16 protein-coding genes and 1 pseudogene are annotated in these 17927 nt (G+C 64.3%); 5 read left to right on the forward strand and 12 right to left on the reverse strand.

Translation table 11 applies throughout. The features are described from left to right. Positions 1-916 (forward strand): lipopolysaccharide heptosyltransferase I (gene waaC, locus J7024_RS32325; RefSeq protein WP_234745814.1); only part of this gene is annotated, 916 nt, incomplete at its 5' end. Positions 917-1152: 236 nt separating this feature from the next. Here the strand turns inward: waaC and J7024_RS32330 are convergent. The 6 genes from J7024_RS32330 to J7024_RS32355 all read right to left on the reverse strand — a co-directional run bounded on the left by J7024_RS32330 (position 1153) and on the right by J7024_RS32355 (position 8640). After that, a complete protein-coding gene (locus J7024_RS32330) occupies positions 1153-1989 on the reverse strand; it encodes an intradiol ring-cleavage dioxygenase (RefSeq protein ID WP_234745817.1) in 837 nt (278 codons plus the stop codon). A 158-nt stretch (positions 1990-2147) separates the two neighbouring features. Continuing rightward, positions 2148-2285: a hypothetical protein gene (locus J7024_RS32335; protein ID WP_175752433.1), complete on the reverse strand. Its 138-nt coding sequence runs from the start codon at positions 2283-2285 to the stop codon at positions 2148-2150. 16 nt (positions 2286-2301) lie between these two features. After that, the gene (locus J7024_RS32340) at positions 2302-2694 is read right to left on the reverse strand and encodes an RcnB family protein (RefSeq protein WP_175752435.1); all 393 of its coding nucleotides are present in this window, start codon (positions 2692-2694) and stop codon (positions 2302-2304) included. Positions 2695-2851: 157 nt separating this feature from the next. Then, positions 2852-4312 carry an efflux transporter outer membrane subunit gene (locus J7024_RS32345; RefSeq protein WP_234745819.1) on the reverse strand — a complete coding sequence of 487 codons (1461 nt, stop codon included), beginning with the start codon at positions 4310-4312 and terminating at the stop codon, positions 2852-2854. Then, positions 4309-7503 (reverse strand): efflux RND transporter permease subunit, encoded by a 3195-nt coding sequence (locus J7024_RS32350; RefSeq protein WP_175762371.1) that lies wholly within the window; start codon positions 7501-7503, stop codon positions 4309-4311. Before J7024_RS32350 ends, J7024_RS32345 begins: the two co-directional genes overlap by 4 nt. 9 nt (positions 7504-7512) lie before the next feature. Then, positions 7513-8640, reverse strand: a complete 1128-nt coding sequence (locus J7024_RS32355; protein WP_234745820.1) for an efflux RND transporter periplasmic adaptor subunit — start codon at positions 8638-8640, stop codon at positions 7513-7515. A 270-nt stretch (positions 8641-8910) separates the two neighbouring features. On the opposite strand from J7024_RS32355, the gene J7024_RS32360 reads away from it, so the two are divergent. Beyond that, positions 8911-9630 carry a response regulator gene (locus J7024_RS32360; protein ID WP_124897813.1) on the forward strand — a complete coding sequence of 240 codons (720 nt, stop codon included), beginning with the start codon at positions 8911-8913 and terminating at the stop codon, positions 9628-9630. After that, positions 9630-10985, forward strand: coding sequence for an ATP-binding protein (locus J7024_RS32365; RefSeq protein WP_234745822.1), 1356 nt, complete (start codon positions 9630-9632; stop codon positions 10983-10985). The genes J7024_RS32360 and J7024_RS32365 overlap by 1 nt, the downstream gene beginning before the upstream one ends. 79 nt (positions 10986-11064) lie before the next feature. On the opposite strand, the gene J7024_RS32370 is transcribed toward J7024_RS32365, so the two are convergent. From J7024_RS32370 to J7024_RS32385, 4 genes are all read right to left on the reverse strand, one after another. Next, positions 11065-11877, reverse strand: coding sequence for an enoyl-CoA hydratase/isomerase family protein (locus J7024_RS32370; protein WP_234745824.1), 813 nt, complete (start codon positions 11875-11877; stop codon positions 11065-11067). A gap of 5 nt (positions 11878-11882) precedes the next feature. Beyond that, entirely contained in the window at positions 11883-13139 is a 1257-nt protein-coding gene (locus J7024_RS32375; RefSeq protein ID WP_124897815.1) for a CaiB/BaiF CoA transferase family protein, read from the reverse strand. Positions 13140-13191: 52 nt separating this feature from the next. Next, a complete protein-coding gene (locus J7024_RS32380) occupies positions 13192-14574 on the reverse strand; it encodes an MFS transporter (RefSeq protein WP_124897816.1) in 1383 nt (460 codons plus the stop codon). 160 nt (positions 14575-14734) lie between these two features. Continuing rightward, complete coding sequence (locus J7024_RS32385; RefSeq protein WP_175762376.1) at positions 14735-15676, reverse strand: LysR substrate-binding domain-containing protein; 942 nt, start codon at positions 15674-15676, stop codon at positions 14735-14737. 196 nt (positions 15677-15872) lie between these two features. On the opposite strand from J7024_RS32385, the gene J7024_RS32390 reads away from it, so the two are divergent. Both J7024_RS32390 and J7024_RS32395 read left to right on the forward strand, forming a co-directional pair. Further along, positions 15873-16700 carry an alpha/beta fold hydrolase gene (locus tag J7024_RS32390; RefSeq protein ID WP_124897818.1) on the forward strand — a complete coding sequence of 276 codons (828 nt, stop codon included), beginning with the start codon at positions 15873-15875 and terminating at the stop codon, positions 16698-16700. A gap of 3 nt (positions 16701-16703) precedes the next feature. Further along, positions 16704-17477, forward strand: a complete 774-nt coding sequence (locus J7024_RS32395) for a short-chain dehydrogenase/reductase (RefSeq protein ID WP_124897819.1) — start codon at positions 16704-16706, stop codon at positions 17475-17477. 37 nt (positions 17478-17514) lie between these two features. On the opposite strand, the gene J7024_RS32400 is transcribed toward J7024_RS32395, so the two are convergent. Both J7024_RS32400 and J7024_RS32405 read right to left on the reverse strand, forming a co-directional pair. Further along, positions 17515-17796, reverse strand: coding sequence for a hypothetical protein (locus tag J7024_RS32400; protein WP_175752445.1), 282 nt, complete (start codon positions 17794-17796; stop codon positions 17515-17517). A 1-nt stretch (position 17797) separates the two neighbouring features. Further along, positions 17798-17927 (reverse strand): annotated as a pseudogene (locus J7024_RS32405) (electron transfer flavoprotein subunit alpha/FixB family protein); the annotation flags it as partial.

The following is a 17927-nucleotide window of genomic DNA, read 5'->3' on the forward strand; positions in this document are numbered from 1 at the left end:
TGCCTTTCCCGGCGTGACGGTCGATTGGGCCGTGGACGAGTCGTGTGCCGAAGCCGTGCGCTGGCACCCGGGCGTCAGCAACGTGTTTTGCGCACCGCTGCGGCGGTTCAAGAAGCGCCGAAATGGCCGTGACCTGAAGGCGATTTCCGCGTCGATCGGCGCGTTGCGCGCGCACCGCTATGATGCCGTCATCGACCTGCATGGCGTCTACAAGAGCGCGATCATCTCGGTGCTCGCGCGTGCCGCGCGCCGCGTCGGCTATCAGACGCAGGATCTTGGCGAGACGGGCGCCCGCTTCGCGTACTCGCATCGCTTCGGTCCGCGCCCGGATTGCGACGCGTGGCACGGGATGCGCGTGAGCGCCGGCCAGGCGCTGGGCTATGTCCCTGAAGGTGTCGCTGCATACGGCATCGTGGCGCCGCGGGACACGAGCCTGCCGGCCGCCGTGTCCGACGGTGCGCCGTTCATGCTGCTATTTCACGCAACCTCCAATCCGGACAAGAAATGGCCGGCCGACTACTGGGCCGTGCTCGCCATGCAGATGATGGCGCGCGGCATGCGCGTGCTGGTGCCGTGGGGATCGGCCGCCGAACATGACGACGCGCGGGACATCGCGGCACGCGCGCCGGGCGCGGTCGTGCTGCCCGCGATGTCGGTGCGTGAACTGGGCGCGGCCATCGGCCGGGCTGCGCTCGTGGTGGGCGTCGATACCGGATTCGTGCACATGGCGCATGCACTGCAACGGCCGACCGTGATGATTTTCGTCGCGACGTCTCGCCATCATTGCGGCATCGGCGGCGCGCCGAATGCGCTGTCGATCGGCGAACCGGACGCGATGCCGTCTGTTGACCAGGTGATGATCGCCCTTGGCAAAGTCCAATGTGCTCACAAGGAATGCGAGTCCCTGGGTTCGTGACAAACGCGACCGACACCCCGCATCGGACGACGCGAGCTTCGTGAATGCCTTGCGACGTTCGATCGCGGGGCCCGGCGGTAGCTCTGAACCCGCCAGGCTCTCCGTCGAAACGGCGAGAATGGTCGATGACGCCTGCTCGACCAGGCACTATCGATCGGATATGGCGGCGTAGAAGATGACGGCCATCGCAGCGCAAGCCCGCGCCTGTTTCCCCTTTTCACTCGAGGAGACCACCCTCACCCAAGCTCGCGCGTCGCCGCACCCGGATCGATCGCCACGATCACATTGGCCACGACCCCGCGTGCCGGATCGCGCGAGTTCGCCAACGTGGTACGCGCAACGGCTTGAGCGCCATGCTGGCTCGCGTAGACCGGATCCTCGGTCAGCGCGACACGGGCAACGCGGTTGTCGCGATACGGCGCCACGTCCCGCATCAACGGCGCGATCAGCGTTTCCGGAAGAAACACTTGCCCGGTGTGCGCGACGTGATCGCCATGCGACGCGCTCGCTGCCGAGCGGACACGGAAATGCACGTGATTCGTTCGCCCCGGGTATACGCCGGGAACGATCGAATCGAAACGTGCGATGCCGTTTCGATCGGTAGGCTGCACCCCGCGCAAGAACGTCAACGCGTCGGTCGGGTGCGGTGCCGGCGGCATGCCCGTCGGTAGCCCACGATTCGCGTCAGCCGGACCGAAGCCGGACGGCGGCGGCCCGGGCGGCGCTCCAGCGGTCGGCCCCGAATGCGAGAGCTGGCCAAAACCCGAATAGACGCCGAGCGCGTCGCATTGCCAGACGTCGACGAGCGCATCGGCCAGCGGCACGCAGCCGCGCACGTCGATCACCGTGAAACGAAGATCGAGCGTCACGCCCGGCTTGTGCTCGCGAATGTCGCGCCGCATCAGGCGCTTGTCGAGATAGTACGGACCGAGGACTTGCTCCGCACTTGCCACGCACACCCCCGTGTTCGCCGCGAATCCGGGGCGGGCATGCATGGCAAAGCCGAGCGCAGCGCCTGTCGTCAACACGGACGACAGAAACGCGCGACGGGACAGACTGGAACGATAGAGCATGACGAGTCTCGGTTTGACGCACGGGAGCAAGCCGATTCCAGCGGTGCCTTAGCGCGACGAATTGAAGGAAATCGTGAGCGGCCGGTTGGATTCCGCGGACGACACACGGCAGCTACATGTCCGGCGGCGGCACGGCCGGCCGCCGGGGATCGCATCGATCAGCTCAACGCGGACGGGTGCGGCACGATGATCGCGCCTTGCGGCCCGCCCCAGCCGCCGCAATACGGCAACAGGCAACATCCGCCGAGCGCGGAAAACAGTGCGACCAATACCGCCAGTGCAAGCGTGTTTTTCATGTCACTCGCTGTCCATTCAATGATGCGGGCCGCTGAGGATACTCGTGATCACGCCGGTCGTAATCGCGGCCAGCACGAAATCGCCGTCGATCTGCAACCACTGATAGCCGGACGGCGGCGGCTGAAGGTCGTGCCCGCGCCAGTCGTCGACCACATACTTCGGACCGCGATAGTCCTGCGGTACGCGTCCGCCGCGGCGATGCCAGCCGCCTCGCGCAGAGTCCATCCGCACGTCGGGGCGCGAACGCATCGCGCCATCGCGATCCGGCGCACGATCCGGCCGCATCTCGTGGGCGTGGTCCGCCCCGGGTCCGCCCGGTTCGTCGCCGGGCCCCTGCTGCGCCGACGCGCCGATCGACGTTCCAAACATCCCGGCGGCAACGAGCAACGCGAGAATCCGTTTCTTCATGGTACTTTTCTCCTGAAATCAAACACGACAATCCGCATGCCGCCCGCGAACTGACCGAAACACGTCACGTCGTGAATGCACTGCATCTGGAGACGGCCGCCATCTGCCGCCCCCGACTTCCGACAATCGATTGAAGTTCACCGGTCCCGGGCTATGGTCACGACTGCCCGGACGCATGCCGAGCCTCGCCTGCTTGCGACGCATCGTCGGCCCTTTCCGACCAGCCGCCGCCGAGCACCTTGTACAGCGTCACCAGATTCGACAGCTTCGACAGCTGATCGGTAACGAACTGCTGCTGCGCCGTATACAACGTTCGTTGCGCGGTCAGCAGCGTGAGGAAGCTGTCGGTGCCGGTCCGGTAGCGCGCTTGCGCAATATCGTAGTAATCCTGAGCGGATTGCACATACTCGCGATCGGCGTCGACCTGTGTCACATAGGTCTCACGCCCAGCCAGCGCATTGGCGACTTCCTTGAACGCGGTCTGGATCGCCTTCTCGTAGTCCGCCACGTCGATGTCCTTCTCGATCCGTGCAACGTCGAGCGATGCCTTGTTGCTGCCGTAATCGAAGATCGGCATCGTGATCGACGGCGCGAAAGTCCATGCGCCAGTGCCGGCCTTGAACAACTGCGTCAGGCCGGTGCTGGCCGTCCCGGCCGTCGCCGTCAGCTCGATCTTCGGGAAGAACGCGGCGCGCGCGGCGCCGACGTTCGCGTTCGCGGCCTTCAGCGCATGTTCGGCAGCCTCGATGTCGGGCCGGCGCGCCAGCAGGTCGGCCGGCACGCCGGCGCCGATGTCCGCGAACATCGCGTCGCCGTCGAACAGCGTCGGTCCCGAGTCGAGATCGTCCGGCAGCGCGCAGCCGATCTGCGCCGCGAGCGTGTTGCGGTCCTGCGCGACCGCCCGCGTGTACGACGCGACGCTCGCCTTCGCGCTCGCGAGCGACGTCTGCGCCTCGCGCACGTCCTGCAGCGACGCGCTGCCGATCTTCTGCATCGCGACCGTCAGGTCGTAGGTGCGCTGGTCGGCCGCCGCCGTATCCGTCGTGATCTTCAGCATCGCCTGGTCGGCGCGCAGTTGCAGATAGTCGGTCGCGACGGTTGCGACCAGCGACAACTGCGTGCTCACGCGCGACGCATCGGTCGACAGGAAGTTCTCGAGCGCCTGCCGCTTCAGGCTTTGCAGGCGGCCGAAGAAGTCGATTTCCCACGACGTCGTACCGACCGACACGCTGCTCGATCGCGTGATCGTGCCGTCGCTGCGTGCATTCGACAGCGCTCCGATCGCGTCGATCGACGGTGCGAGCGCCGCACGCGTGATGCGGTACTGCGCTTCGTATTCGGCGACCTGAAGCGCGGCAACGCGCAGGTCGCGGTTGTTGTCGAGCGCGAGCGCGATCAGCTTCTGCAGGTGCGGGTCGCGATAGAAATCGCGCCAGCCGACTTCGGCCGCCACCGGCGTCGCGGCCCCGCTGGCCGCGGATGGAGCGGACGCCGTTCCGTACGCCGGCCCGTTCGGCCATGCGCCGGCGATCGGTGCGGCCGGACGTTGATAGACGGGGTCGAGCGAGCACGCGGCGAGCGCGACAACGCAAACCAGCGCCAGGTGTTTCAGTTTCATGCTTGTTCCTCGTCGTGCCGCGTGTCGTCGTGGCCATGTTCGTTGAATAACCTGCGCACGACGATGAAAAACACCGGCACGAAAAATATCGCGAGCACCGTCGCGGCGATCATCCCGCCCGCGACGCCTGTCCCGATCGCATGCCGGGCGGCAGAGCCCGCGCCGGTGCTGATCACGAGCGGCAACACGCCGAACACGAACGCGAGGGACGTCATCAGGATCGGCCGCAACCGCAGGTGCGCGGCCTCGAGCGTCGCGTCGAGCAGCCCGCGCCCCTGCGCCTGCAGGTCCTTCGCGAATTCGACGATCAGGATCGCGTTCTTCGTCGACAGGCCGATCGTCGTCAACAGGCCGACCTTGAAGTACACGTCGTTCGACAAGCCGCGAAGATGCGCGGCGGCTAGCGCACCGAGCACGCCGATCGGCACCACGAGGATCACCGCGAGCGGCACCGACCAGCTTTCGTACAGCCCGGCCAGACACAGGAACACGACGATCAGCGAGATCGCGTATAGGTAGGTCGCCTGCGAGCCGGCCAGCACCTCCTGATACGACTGGCCCGTCCATTCGATGCCGAAGCCGTTCGGCAATTGCTGCGCAATCTTCTCGACCGCCTTCATCGCCTGGCCGGTACTGACGCCGGGCGCCGTCTGCGCGCTCATTTCCATCGCGAGCTCGCGGTTGTAGCGTTCGATCTGCGGCGGGCCGAAGGTCCAGCGCGTGCTGGAAAACGCCGAGAACGGCACCATCTGCCCGTCGTAGGACGTCGTCGCCGACGAAGCCGACGTGCCCGACGACGAACCGGATGACGAGGAAGACGACGATGAATCGGCGCGCACATACCACTGCCCGATGTCCGACGGCATCATCCGGTACGGCGCGTCGGCCTGCACGTAGACCTTCTGGATCCGGCCGGTATCGATGTAGTTGTTCACGTACGACGAGCCGAACGCGGTCGACAGCGTCGTGTCGATATCCGAAATCGCCAGCCCGAGCGCACCGGCCTTCTCGCGGTCGATGTCGACATAGAGCTGCGGCGTGTCCTCGAGGCCTGCCGGGCGTGTCATCGCGAGCGACGGCTCCGTGGCGGCCAGCGCCATGAAGCGGTTGCGCGCGCTCAGCAGCTTGTCGTGCCCCTGGCCCGAACGATCCTCGATCTCGAAGTCGAGGCCGCTTTGCGTGCCGAGCCCCTGGATCGCGGGCTGGTTCATCACGAAGATCTGCGCATCGCGACGCTTCGCGAACGCGGCGTTCGCACGATTGATCACCGCCTGCGCGCTGTCGTTCGAGCCGCGCTGGCCCCAGTCCTTGAGCTGCACGAAGGCGAACGCGTTGTTCTGCCCCTGGCCGTTGAAGCTGAACCCGTTGACCGTCATGATGTGCGCGACGGCCGGCTGCTTCATGAAATACTGTTCGACCGCCTGGACTGTCTTCAGCGTGCTCGATGCCGGCGTGCCGACCGGCGCGGAAACGGACACCATGATCGAGCCCTGGTCCTCTTCCGGCAGATACGACGACGGCAGCGTCACGAACAACAGCGCGACGATGCCGGCGATCAGCGCATAGGCGATCATCCAGCGCGCGGGCTTTGCGACGACGCGTGCAAGTGTCGCGCTGTATCCCGCGTTGCTTTTCTCGAACATGCGGTTGAACGCGCCGAGGAACCCGCGGCGCGCGTGCTGCTCGGCCGACGTGGGCGTGAGCAGCGTCGCGCACAGCGCGGGCGTCAGCGTCAACGCGAGCAGCACGGACAACACCATCGCGGAGACGATCGTCACCGAGAACTGCCGGTAGATCGCGCCCGTCGAGCCCGAGAAGAACGCCATCGGAATGAACACCGCCGTCAGCACGGTCGTCACGCCGACGAGTGCGCCGGTGATCTGCCCCATCGCCTTCTTCGTCGCGGCCTTCGGCCCGAGCTTCTCGTCGGCCATGATCCGCTCGACGTTCTCGACCACGACGATCGCATCGTCGACCAGCAGCCCGATGGCGAGCACCATCGCGAACATCGACAGCACGTTGATCGAGAACCCGATCGCCGACATCACGCCCAGCGTGCCCAGCAGCGCGACCGGCACGACGATGGTCGGGATCAGCGTCGCGCGCAGGTTCTGCAGGAACAGGTACATCACGAGGAACACCAGGATCACGGCCTCGAAGAGCGTCTTCACGACTTCCTCGATCGAGATCCTCACGAACGGTGTCGAATCGTACGGGTAGCTGATCGCGACGTCCTTCGGCAACTGCGGCTGCAGTTCGGCCAGCTTCGCGCGCACCTTCTTCGCCGTCGACATCGCGTTCGCACCGGTCGACAGCTTGATCGCGAGCGCGGCGGCCGGCTTGCCGTCGCTGCGCGACGACGTATCGTACGAATCGCCGCCGACCTCGACGCGCGCGACGTCCTTCAGCAGCACTTTCGAGCCGTCGGCATTGACGCGCAGCAGGATGTTGCCGAACTGCCCGGGCGTGGTCAGCAGGCTCGACGACGCGATGGTCGCGTTGATCGCCTGCGCATCCGTCGCGGGCGCCCCGCCCAGCTCGCCGACCGACAACTGCACGTTCTGGTTGGTGATGGCGGTCGTCACGTCCGACGCGGTGAGCCCGACGCTCTTCAGCCTGACCGGGTTCAGCCAGATCCGCATCGCGTGCTCGGCGCCGAACAGCGTGACGTCGCCGACGCCGGTCAGCTGCGTGAGCGGATCCTCGATCTGCGTCGCGATCACGTTGCCGAGATCGATCGAGTTCAGCGTGCCGCCGGGCGACGACAGCGCGACGATCATCAGGAAGTTGCTGGACGCCTTCGCGACCTGCACGCCTTGTTCCTGGACGGTTTCGGGCAACGACGCCGATGCCTGCGTCACCTTGTTCTGCACCTGCACCTGCGCGATGTCGGCGTTGGTGCCGGGTGCGAACGTCAGGTTGATCGTCGCCTGCCCCGCGTTGCTGCTCGTCGACGACATGTACAGCAGGTTGTCGATGCCGGACAGCTTCTGCTCGATCACCTGCGTGACGGTCCTGGCCACCGTATCGGCCGACGCACCCGGATAGGTCGCGCTCACGCGCACCGACGGCGGCGCGATGGTCGGATACTGCTCGACCGGCAGCGTCGTGGTCGCGGCGCCGCCGATCAGCATGATCACGATCGCGATCACCCATGCGAGGATCGGGCGCTGTATGAAGAATCCTGCCATGCGCCCTCCTTACGACTTCGCGGCCGACGTATCGGCCGCCACGTGCACCGCCGTGCCGGCCTGCACCTTCTGCAAGCCGTCGACGATCACGCGATCGCCCGCCTTCAATCCGCTCGACACGATCCACTGGTCGCGATAGGCGGTATCGGCGTGCACGGCCACCTGCTTCGCGTGACCGGTCGCATCGACGACCCACACGCTCGCGGTGCCGTCCGACGCGCGCGTGACGGCGAGCTGCGGCACCAGCAGTGCATTCGCATCGACGCCCTCGTCGAGTTGCGCGCGCACGAACATCCCCGGCAGCAGTTCGCCGTCGGGGTTCGGGACGATGATCCGCAGCGTGACGGATCCGGTCGTCTGGTCGACGGTGATGCCTGAGAACTGCAGCACGCCGTCATGCGGATACGGCGTGCCGTCTTCCATCGTGAGCCGCACGACGGCGCCGTCGCCGGCGCGCTGCAGGCGGCCAGACGCATAGGCTTTGCGCAGTCGCAGCCATTCCGCGCTCGGGCGCGTGACGTCGAGATACATCCGGTCGTATGCCTGAATGGTCGCGAGCGCGGTGGTCTGGTCGGCCGTCACCAGCGCGCCTTCCGTCACCGACGACGCGCCGATGCGCCCGGCAATCGGCGCGGTGATCCGCGTGTAGCCGAGATTGACGCGCGCCGACTCGAGCGACGCGCGATCGGCCTGCACGTCGGCCTCGTCCTCGCGCACGGCCGCGACCGCGTCGTCGTTGTCCTGCGCGCTGACCGCGCCGATCTTCGCGAGCTGCGCGTAGCGCGCGGCCTTCGTCTTCGCCGACGCGAGCGTCGCCTCGGCCTTCGCAAGCGTGCCGCGCGCCTGGTCGTAGGTGGCCTGGTAAGCGGCCGGATCGATCTGGTACAGCACCTGTCCGGCCCTGACGTCAGCACCTTCGGTAAAGAGCCGCTTTCGGACGATCCCGCCGATCTGCGGCCGCACGTCGGATACCTGCAGCGCCGACAGACGCCCTGACAGCGCCGTGCGCTCGTCGATCCGCTGCGGCGCGAGGGTCTGGACGCCGACCTCGACGGCAGCTGCGGCGACGCCCGGCCCGGTTGCCGCGCCACGATCGCCGCAGCCCGCGAGCGCGAGCGATGCGAATAACGCCAGCATGACCGGCCAGCGCGCCGGCAACGCAGGCCCGGATAACGCCGGCAAACGCGACCGGCAACACGTCAACTGCTTGTTCATGTGTACGACCATCACCCTTCCACGACGTCGTGCACGATACATCAAATGCATCGTAAGTTGTTGATTCATATGTGCATTTATATAATGTGTCGTGATTGACACAGACCGATCGCGCACACCGGAGTACATTTGTCGGCGAATACGCCGCGGCCGCGCGCCGCATACGACACGCACGCAACAACGGGGACTCCATTGACCGGCAATTCCATCCTGATCGTCGAAGACGACGCAGACATCAGCGTCCCGCTGGCCGCCTTTCTGTCCGGCAAGGGCTACGTCACGCACGTCGCGGACAGCGTCGAAGCCGCCGACGCGCTGCTCGCGACGGACGACGTCGACCTGGTCCTGCTCGACGTGATGCTGCCGGGCAAGGACGGGCTCGATCTGTGCCGTCGCCTGCATGCGAAGGGCGGGCCGCGCATCATCATGCTGACGGCACTCGACGATCCGACGGACAAGGTGGTCGGCCTCGAACTCGGTGCGGACGACTACGTGCCCAAGCCGTTCGATCCGCGCGAGTTGCTGGCGCGCATCCGCGCCGTGTTGCGCCGCCCCGTCGCCGCGGAGGGCGACGAACGCAAACCGGTCACCGAACTGGTCCTGCAGTTCTCGGGCTTCACGTTCTATCCGTACCGGCGTTTCGTACGCTCGCCGGCAGGCCTGCGAGTGCCGCTGACGGGCGCGGAAACCGACCTGCTGCTCGTGCTCTGCCAGCACGTCCGCGAGGTGCTCTCGCGCGAAGAGCTCATCAACCTCACGCGCGGAACCAACTTCCCGATCTCGGGGCGCTCGATCGATTTGCTCGTGAGTCGGTTGCGGCGCAAGCTTGCGGGCAACGATCCGCTCGAGGAAACGATCCGGACGGTACGCACCGACGGCTACGCGTTTCAGCCCGACGTGGTCTTCGTCTGATGCGCCGGGTCTTCTCCACCACGCTCGGGCAGATCCTGCTGATCCTGACGTGCTCGTCGAGCGCGACGGCCCTGCTGTTCATCGTTCTGCTGTCGCATCACACCCCGCCCGCTCCGCCGTGGCCATGGCAGAGCGCCTATCGCATCGCCAGCGTGGTCGAAAGTCTCCGCGCGGTGCCCGACGACGAGCGCGGCGCCGTGGTCACGACGATGCGGCAGCCGGGGCTGTCGTTCCGGCTCTCGCAGACGGCGTCGGCCTGCTCCGGAGAAACGCTGGACACCCGGGACCTCGAGTCCGTGCTGAAATCTGAGTTGACGGGTGCGACGGATCTATCCGTACGCGCTTGCGCGGCCGAACATGCCGGGGACGCGGCGATCCAGGTACGGGTGCCGCTCGGCAGCCGGACGCTCGAGATTCGGACCGCCCGCGATACGGTCGATCCACCGCGCTATTCCTTTCCCTTCTACGGCGCGTTGATCTTCATGTGCGTGGGCGTAGCCGCGATGTCGGCGTGGGCCATCTCGCGCGTGATCCGTCCGTTGCGACGATTGTCCGAACACGCCGACGCATTCGGCCAACAGATGTCGGTGTCGTCGATCGCGGAAGAAGGTCCGCTCGAAATTCGATCGGCGGCACATGCATTCAACCTGATGCAGGAGCGCATCACGCTGTCGATCCAGAACCGCACGCGCATGCTGGCCGCGATCAGCCACGACTTGCGTACGCCGCTGACGCGCATGCGACTGCAACTGGAAATGGAACAGAGTGAATATGTGCGCGACAAGCTGATACGAAACATCGAGCTGATGCAGTCGATGGTCACGTCCGCGCTCGCGTTCCTCAGCAGCGACGTGGACCGCGAAGAGAAGGAATGGCTCGATCTCGGCGCACTGATCTCCACGCTGTGCGACGAATACGAGGAAGCCGGCACGGCGGTGCACTATGTCGGCCCGGAGCAGATCCGCTTCTTCTGCCGGCCGGATGCGATGCGCCGGGTGCTGACGAACCTCATCGAGAATGCACTGCACTTCGGGAGCGGCGTCGCGGTGACCGCATCGGCCGACGGCCAGAGCGTGCATATCGATGTGGTCGACGACGGGCCAGGCATTCCCGAAGATCGGCTCAAGGACGTGATCGAGCCTTTCGTGCGTCTCGATCCGGCACGCGGCGACCGGCCGGGGAGCGTGGGGCTCGGCTTGTCGATCGTTCGGGAAATCGTTCATGCGCACGGCGGCACGTTTACGCTCGTCAATCGCAAACCGACCGGGCTCATCGCGCGAATCGTGCTTCCATGTCCGCGAGGCTGGAAGACCGCGCCCGGCAGCGAAACCCACGGCGGCGTGCCCGTTCCGTAATAACCGGCGTTCGATGCGCTCAGAGACACGCGCCGAATGACATTAGCGACTGGGGAGGTTGCGGGTATGGCGATTCCGGTCAGTGACCGCAAAATCGCGGCGCCCGCTTCTCCCTGAAAGCCGTGCGCGCTTCGACATAGTCTGCGCTGTTGGCCGCTCGACGGATAGCGGCTTCGGCCACTCGCTCGCCGTAGTTTTCCGAGACCGTTTCGAGCTCCGCCAAAATCGCCTTCGCACCGCGAATCGATAACGGCGCGACAGCCGTCATCGTCGCGGCACATCGGCGCGCGGCTTCGTACACATCGTCATGAACTTCGTCGATCAGACCCGCGCTCAGCGCATCGAAAGCACCGATCCGGGCACCCGTGAATAGAATACGTCGCGCGCGCCCGGGACCGACGAGATTGAAAAGCCGACGGGTACCAGCTGCGCCGTAGACCACCGACAACCTTGCCGCCGGAATTGCAAATGTGGCTTGCGGTACAGAAAATCGGATGTCGCACGCTAGCGCGAGATTGCATCCGCCGCCAATGCAATAACCGTTGATCGCAGCTATAACCGGCTTGCCGAGCGTTTCGAGTGCCCGGCATCCCGCCTCGTAAATCGCGTCATAGGCGAGCACCTGCGCCGTGTCGTTACGCAGTTCATCGAATTCCATGATGTCGGCACCCGCGCAAAAACTGTCACGACTGCCGGTGAGAACGACCGCGCGCACGTCATCGCGGCCATCGAGTTTCCCGGCAAGCCAGGCAAGGTCACGCCACATGTCGAGTGTCATCGCATTGCGCTTCTCGGGACGAGCTAGCGTAATGGTCGCGATATGGTCTTCAACGTGCAGTTCGAGTCCGTGGGCCGAGCCGGAGCGATCAGCGTTGATATCGAGGCGATGCATGAATGTCATCCTTGAGCGGCGGCAGCGGCCTCGACCGAGGCACCCGCCTGCAGCACGGCGCCCGATGCGATGAGATCCCCGACCTCGCCGTCAGTGAATCCGAAGCGACGCAGAATGTCGGTTGTATCCTGCCCGACACGCGGTGCCGCCCGCGATGCAATCCGCGTCGTGCCATTGAAATGGATCGGCAAACCGAGAGCGCGCGTCGTGCCCCCGTTCGGGGCCTCGACTTCGACCACCATTCGTGTCGCCTTCGACTGCTCGTGTTCCAGTGCCTGAGCGACATTTTGTACCGGGCCGGCCGGAACCGACGCCTCGTCGAATCGGCGTAGCCACGATGCCACGTCGTCCGTAGCCAGCACATCGTTGATGAGTCTCTCCAGTGTCTTTCTGTTGGCAAGTCGCGAATCCGGTGTCATGAAGCGCGGATCCGTCTTCCATTCGGGATGACCCAGCGTTTCGGCGATCCGTTCCCAGTTGGCCTCGTTCGCGCCACCGATCGCAACGCGTCCGTCTCGACAGCGATAGACCTGATAAGGCGAGATCAGCGGGTGCGCGGTGCCCGAGGGTTTCGCGATCGCGCCTCGCGAGAAATACGCGGCCGCGTACCAGTACATCTGCTGCAGCGACGCCTGCACCAGCGAAGTGTCGACGCGTTGCCCGAGCCCCGTGCGCAACCGGTGCACATAAGCAGCGAGGATGCCGAGCGCGGCGAGAATGCCGGCGTTGACGTCCGCGATCGATACGCCGGGCTTGACGGGCTCGCCGTCTTCCTCGCCCGTCACGCTGATAAGGCCGCTGAACGCCTGCAGAATCAGATCGAAGCCGCCTTTGCGCGCGAGCGGCCCTTCACGACCGTATCCGGTGATGGAGCAATAGATCAACGCCGGATTGAGCTGACTCAGCACTTCGTAGCCAAGTCCGAGACGTTCGATCACACCCGGACGAAAGTTTTCCGTCAACACGTCCGCCTGTCCTGCCAAACGCAGTAGCACTGCCTTTCCCGCATGGCTTTTGATATCGATCCCGATCGACTGCTTGCCCCGATTGAGCATCATGAACGACGGTGGGGTGCCCGCGTCGGATGCTTTCCCGTAACTTCTGGCGTCGTCGCCATAGGGAATCTTCTCGACCTTGTAAACGTCCGCCCCCATATCGGCCAACATCAAGCCGCATACCGGCCCTGCCATGATCTGAGACAGTTCGAGTACCTTGAGCCCTTTGAGCGGTTGCTGGAATGACGAAGTTTTTGTGTTTGACATTAGTACTCCTAATATCCAAATACATTCGTGAACAGGCAGACTATCGATCGTACTAGCGTTCCTCGACTATCGATGAGTGGGCGCCGGGAGCGTGCACCAGGTCCGCGATGACGGGCGAGACGGCGGCATGAGGCGAGCGACGTGCCGACCGGGTCACGACAAGCAGCAGGACGGCGCCAGAAACGAGCATTGCGACGAGGCACCAGAGTCCGGGAGACAGCGATCCAGTTCGCTCTTTCAAGAGACCGATCAACAGCGGCGCGATCATGCCCGAGCTGACACCGAGGCAATTGATGAATCCCACCGCGCTTGCGGCGAATTCCGCCGGCATCGCTGATGCGGGAATCGTCCAAAAGACGGGAATCGCGCCAATGACCCCGACCGCGCCAACACTGAGCAACGACATTGCGACGGAACAGCTCAGATGCGGCAGTGTGGACAGCCCAAGAGCGGCCGCACCGACGAGAAGCGCACCCGCGCAGTGCCAGCGTCTCTCGTTCATGCGATCGGAGCGGCGCGAAATCATGACCGTGCCGATTGCCGCCAGCCCCCAGGGGATCACTGAATACAGGCCGATCTCGAGCGGCGTGGTCGCGCCATAGGCACGAATGATCGCAGGCACCCAGAATCCCAACGCATAGACACCGGAGATCGAGCAAAAGTAAACGAGCGCAAACAGATACGCCTGCTTCGAACGAAGCATCCCGAACCGGCCAGTGGGGACGATCTGTCGCGATGCGGCGAGTCGGTCCTGCGCGAGCGCCTCTTCCAGCGAGCGTCGCTCCTGCGGCGACAGCCAGGTGGCTTCGGACGGCCCCTGCCGGAGAACCAGGAAGCAAATGAACGCCATCAGGCAACTGGGCAATCCCTCGAGCAGGAATAGCCATTGCCAGCCGGCCAATCCGGCGGCCATATGAAAACGGGTCATGATCCACCCCGACAGCGGCCCCACCACGACCCCTGCCACAGTTACGCCCGAGGTGAATACCGCAAAAGCGTGACTGCGATGCGTTTGCGGAAACCATGTCCCGAGATAGTAAATGACGCCGGGATAGAAGCCGGCCTCGAATGCGCCCAGCAGTAGCCGGCCTGCAAGGAATTCATATGGAGTCCGGATCAGCAGCATGCATGTCGATGACACCCCCCATCCAAGCATGATGAGGAAAAACACTCTCTTTGCCCCCCATCGGCGCAACAGCATGTTGGCCGGAACGGCAAACGCCACATAGGTTGTGAAATACAGGGTCGCGCCGAGGCCGTAGATACTGTCGGTGATGTGTCGCGCCTCACGCAATTGGATCTGTGCGAACGCGACGTTGTAACGATCCATCGAGCAGAGCACGTAGCTCACGAACAGCACGGGCACGATGCGCCAGAATGCCTTTGTGCATGCCGCCTCGCATGTCGTGGCGGATGGGGTGGAATTGCCTGACATGGTTGTCTCCATATGTTCCGTGTATTCGCAAAGATCTGTGTCTCCGCGTGCGCCGCAATCCATCACGGACAGGTCGATTGTATGAAACCGATCAATACGCAAACAAATATGGAATGCCGATGGACCGATAAGACTGGCTTATCGCCTTGGCGTTAACACGTCAATCATGAGAGACCAGTCTGGCATGCTCCCATCGTTTCGATCGGATCAAGGCCTGAATGATGTCGAGCATGCAATCGCGCACCACCTCGGCCGCGCGGCTCAATGGCACCGAGTCGGAGATGCACACCGAAAGCTCACGCGACAGGGAGCGATCCGACACACGCAGCGCACGGATTCTGCCGCGCTGTACCTCATCGGCCACGGCCGACCAGGGCAGCACGCCCCAACCCAGCCCGGAAGAAACCAGTCGAACCACCATATCCAGTGAGCTCACCTGGCTCAATATCCGGTATTCCAGATGCTCTTCGAGGAATGCCGCCTCGACGCGTTGGCGAATCGTATTCGGGAAACCCGGCAGGAACAGGGGCTGCGCGGCCAGTTCTTTCGCCGTGATGGATTTCTTCGTTCTCGCATCGGTCCGCGCTTCGCTCGGCGGCGCGATCGCGAATAGCTCCTCACGCAGGACTGGGCGAATGGCGAGCCCTCGGCGGCGCGGCACGTCGACGCCGAGCGCGACGTCGAGCTTGCTGCCGATTACCAGATCGACGAGTTCGGCGCTCGGCCGTTCGATGATCTCCGTCACGATCGCCGACCGGCTGGTCAACTCCTTCACCAGTGGCGTGACGACGAGCTTGCCGGCACTGCCCGGAATGCCGATTACGACATGCCCGCTGGGCTGGTCGACCTCGCTGGAGATAGCCTGTCGAGCGTCCTCCAATTGCTTGAGCAGCGACTTCGCATAGCGATAGAGCGTTTCCCCTGCCGGGGTGGTGCGAACACCGTAGACGCCGCGGTCGAAGAGCCGGGCGTCGAGTTCACCCTCGAGATTGGCAATCTGCTGGCTCAGCGCCGGCTGGGCGACGTGGAGCGTCTCCGCGGCGCGCGTCATGTTACCCAGCTCGGCAATTCGTGCGAAATATTGCAGTTGCTTGAAATCCATCCCGTCCTCTCACGCTCATGGCAAAGGCTGGCGACCGATCGATCGTCGAGAAATAACCAAACACGATAGACCCATAACAATCCCATATTTTCACCTTATCGATGATAGACCTACACTCGTGCCTTGCGGAACGCGCGTCGAGAATCCGGACGAGCCTGCGCCGCGCCCCTCTTTCCTACACGAAAATGGAGCAGACATGCCCACCGCATCATCCAATGGGGTCAATCTCTTCTATGAAGTGACCGGGCAGGGCCCAGCCATCGTGTTCTTGCACGAGTTCGCGGGAGATTACCGAAACTGGGCGCCTCAGGTGCGCTCGCTGTCGCAGCGATTTTGCTGCATTACGTTCAATGCGCGTGGCTACCCGCCGTCCGACGTTCCGGACGATATCGATTCCTATGGCCATCTTCATGCGGTAGCCGATATCGCGAGCGTACTAAAGGCCGCAGGCGTGCCGAATGCTCATGTCGTCGGCCTGTCGATGGGCGCGTATGCGGCACTGTGTTTTGCCATTGCGCATCCGGAGATGACGCGGTCCATCGTGGTTGCCGCAGCCGGGCATGGCTCGGACGCCCCTGAACAGTTCCGCGAGGCAAGCGAGGCGCTGTCCACGCGCATCCTGGCCCAAGGATTGGAAGTCGGCGCAGCCGACTATCTGAACGGCCCGATAAGGCGCAAGCTCAAGGAGAAGGATCCGCGGGGCTTCGACGCATTCCTCCGTCAATTCGTCCAGCATTCCGCAATAGGCACGGCTCTGACTGCAAAGGGATGTCAGATGCGCCGTCCCACGCTCTATGAGCTTGAAGTACCGCTGCGTGAATTGAATGCGCCAGCCCTGATTGTCGCGGGAGACGATGACGAACCCTGCCTTGCTCCGTCGCTCTTCTTGAAGCGCACGATCCCGAACGCGCGGCTATGGGTCCTGCCCGACACGAGCCACGCGATCAATCTCGAAGAGCCCGATGCGTTCAATCGCGCGGTGCTCGATTTCATCAACGATGTCGAACGACAGATAGAGGGATGAACCATGGATCTCGAGTTGGGCGGTAAGCGCGTGCTGATCACCGGCGCGACACGCGGTATAGGGTTTGCTTGCGCCGACGCATTTGCGCGCGAAGGCAGTCGAGTCGTCATGGTGGGACAAAACCGGGATGGCGTGGACAAGGCCGTCGAGCGCCTGAATACGCTTCACGGCGCCGACGTAGAGGGAGTGGTAGCGGATATCGCTAGCGACGAAGGCCGCGAACGGTTGCGGCCGCGGCTTGAGTCGGTGGATGTCCTGGTCAACAACGCGGGTGCCATTCCCGGCGGCGGGCTGGAAAATATCGACGATACCCAATGGCGAAGCGCGTGGGAATTGAAGGTATTCGGCTATATCGACCTGACGCGTGCCGCGCTGCCGTCCATGATGACGCGCGGATCCGGTGTGGTGCTCAACGTCGTCGGTATCGCCGGCGTCATGCCGAGCTATGACTATCTATGCGGCTCGGCGGGAAACGCGGCACTGGTGGCTTTCACGCGGGCGGTGGGAGCGCACGCGACACAGCGTGGCGTACGTGTGCTGGGTGTCAATCCGGGGCCTACGGAAACCGAGCGGTTGATTTCGCTATCGCAGACGCGCGCCGCGCAACGGTTTGGCGATGCGTCGAGATGGCGCGATATGCTGGCGAATCTCCCGTTCGGCCGTGCCGCGAAACCGCAGGAGATTGCCGACCTGGTGACATTTCTCGCTTCGGCACGCGCATCGTACCTGAGCGGCGTCGTGATCGATGCTGACGGCGGCGGGCGATACGCCGCCTGAGAGCCTGCCAGTCGACAGATCGGCGAAAACCGGCGCATCACCCGGCCGCGCCGTGCCCCTCCCGTCTCTCCACCGCCTCCTTGGCGGCACGGATCGCGCTGTCGAAGCTCGGCTCGGTTGCGACGTGCCGGTTGTCGACGCTGACGAACCATCGGTCTGCCGCGTGACACCAGCGAACCCGGCGATCGTCCATCAACGAAGAAAACCAGCGCCATACGGCAGCGTCGTCGGAATTGGCGACGATCGCTGCCTGCCTGCGCACGTCCCGCAAGTCGCCCGGCGCGCTCGCGAATCGGGATGACCGGTAGGGGGTTGCCATGTTACAACGCGGCCACGATTCCAGGCAGCTCGACGAACAGATCGCCGACGAGACCGTAATCGGCCACGCTGAAGATCGGCGCCTCCGGATCCTTGTTGATCGCGACGATCACCTTCGAATCCTTCATGCCG

The organism is Burkholderia sp. WTPI3, assembly GCF_021483755.1.
Lineage (GTDB): Bacteria > Pseudomonadota > Gammaproteobacteria > Burkholderiales > Burkholderiaceae > Burkholderia.

Bases quoted from the DNA above. Each gene is read 5' to 3' on its own strand.
- J7024_RS32330 (WP_234745817.1), bottom strand. From the start codon at position 1,989: ATGCTCTATCGTTCCAGTCTGTCCCGTCGCGCGTTTCTGTCGTCCGTG.
- J7024_RS32335 (WP_175752433.1), bottom strand. From the start codon at position 2,285: ATGAAAAACACGCTTGCACTGGCGGTATTGGTCGCACTGTTTTCCGCG.
- J7024_RS32340 (WP_175752435.1), bottom strand. From the start codon at position 2,694: ATGAAGAAACGGATTCTCGCGTTGCTCGTTGCCGCCGGGATGTTTGGA.
- J7024_RS32345 (WP_234745819.1), bottom strand. From the start codon at position 4,312: ATGAAACTGAAACACCTGGCGCTGGTTTGCGTTGTCGCGCTCGCCGCG.
- J7024_RS32350 (WP_175762371.1), bottom strand. From the start codon at position 7,503: ATGGCAGGATTCTTCATACAGCGCCCGATCCTCGCATGGGTGATCGCG.
- J7024_RS32355 (WP_234745820.1), bottom strand. From the start codon at position 8,640: ATGCTGGCGTTATTCGCATCGCTCGCGCTCGCGGGCTGCGGCGATCGT.
- J7024_RS32365 (WP_234745822.1), top strand. From the start codon at position 9,630: ATGCGCCGGGTCTTCTCCACCACGCTCGGGCAGATCCTGCTGATCCTG.
- J7024_RS32370 (WP_234745824.1), bottom strand. From the start codon at position 11,877: ATGCATCGCCTCGATATCAACGCTGATCGCTCCGGCTCGGCCCACGGA.
- J7024_RS32375 (WP_124897815.1), bottom strand. From the start codon at position 13,139: ATGTCAAACACAAAAACTTCGTCATTCCAGCAACCGCTCAAAGGGCTC.
- J7024_RS32380 (WP_124897816.1), bottom strand. From the start codon at position 14,574: ATGTCAGGCAATTCCACCCCATCCGCCACGACATGCGAGGCGGCATGC.
- J7024_RS32385 (WP_175762376.1), bottom strand. From the start codon at position 15,676: ATGGATTTCAAGCAACTGCAATATTTCGCACGAATTGCCGAGCTGGGT.
- J7024_RS32390 (WP_124897818.1), top strand. From the start codon at position 15,873: ATGCCCACCGCATCATCCAATGGGGTCAATCTCTTCTATGAAGTGACC.
- J7024_RS32395 (WP_124897819.1), top strand. From the start codon at position 16,704: ATGGATCTCGAGTTGGGCGGTAAGCGCGTGCTGATCACCGGCGCGACA.
- J7024_RS32400 (WP_175752445.1), bottom strand. From the start codon at position 17,796: ATGGCAACCCCCTACCGGTCATCCCGATTCGCGAGCGCGCCGGGCGAC.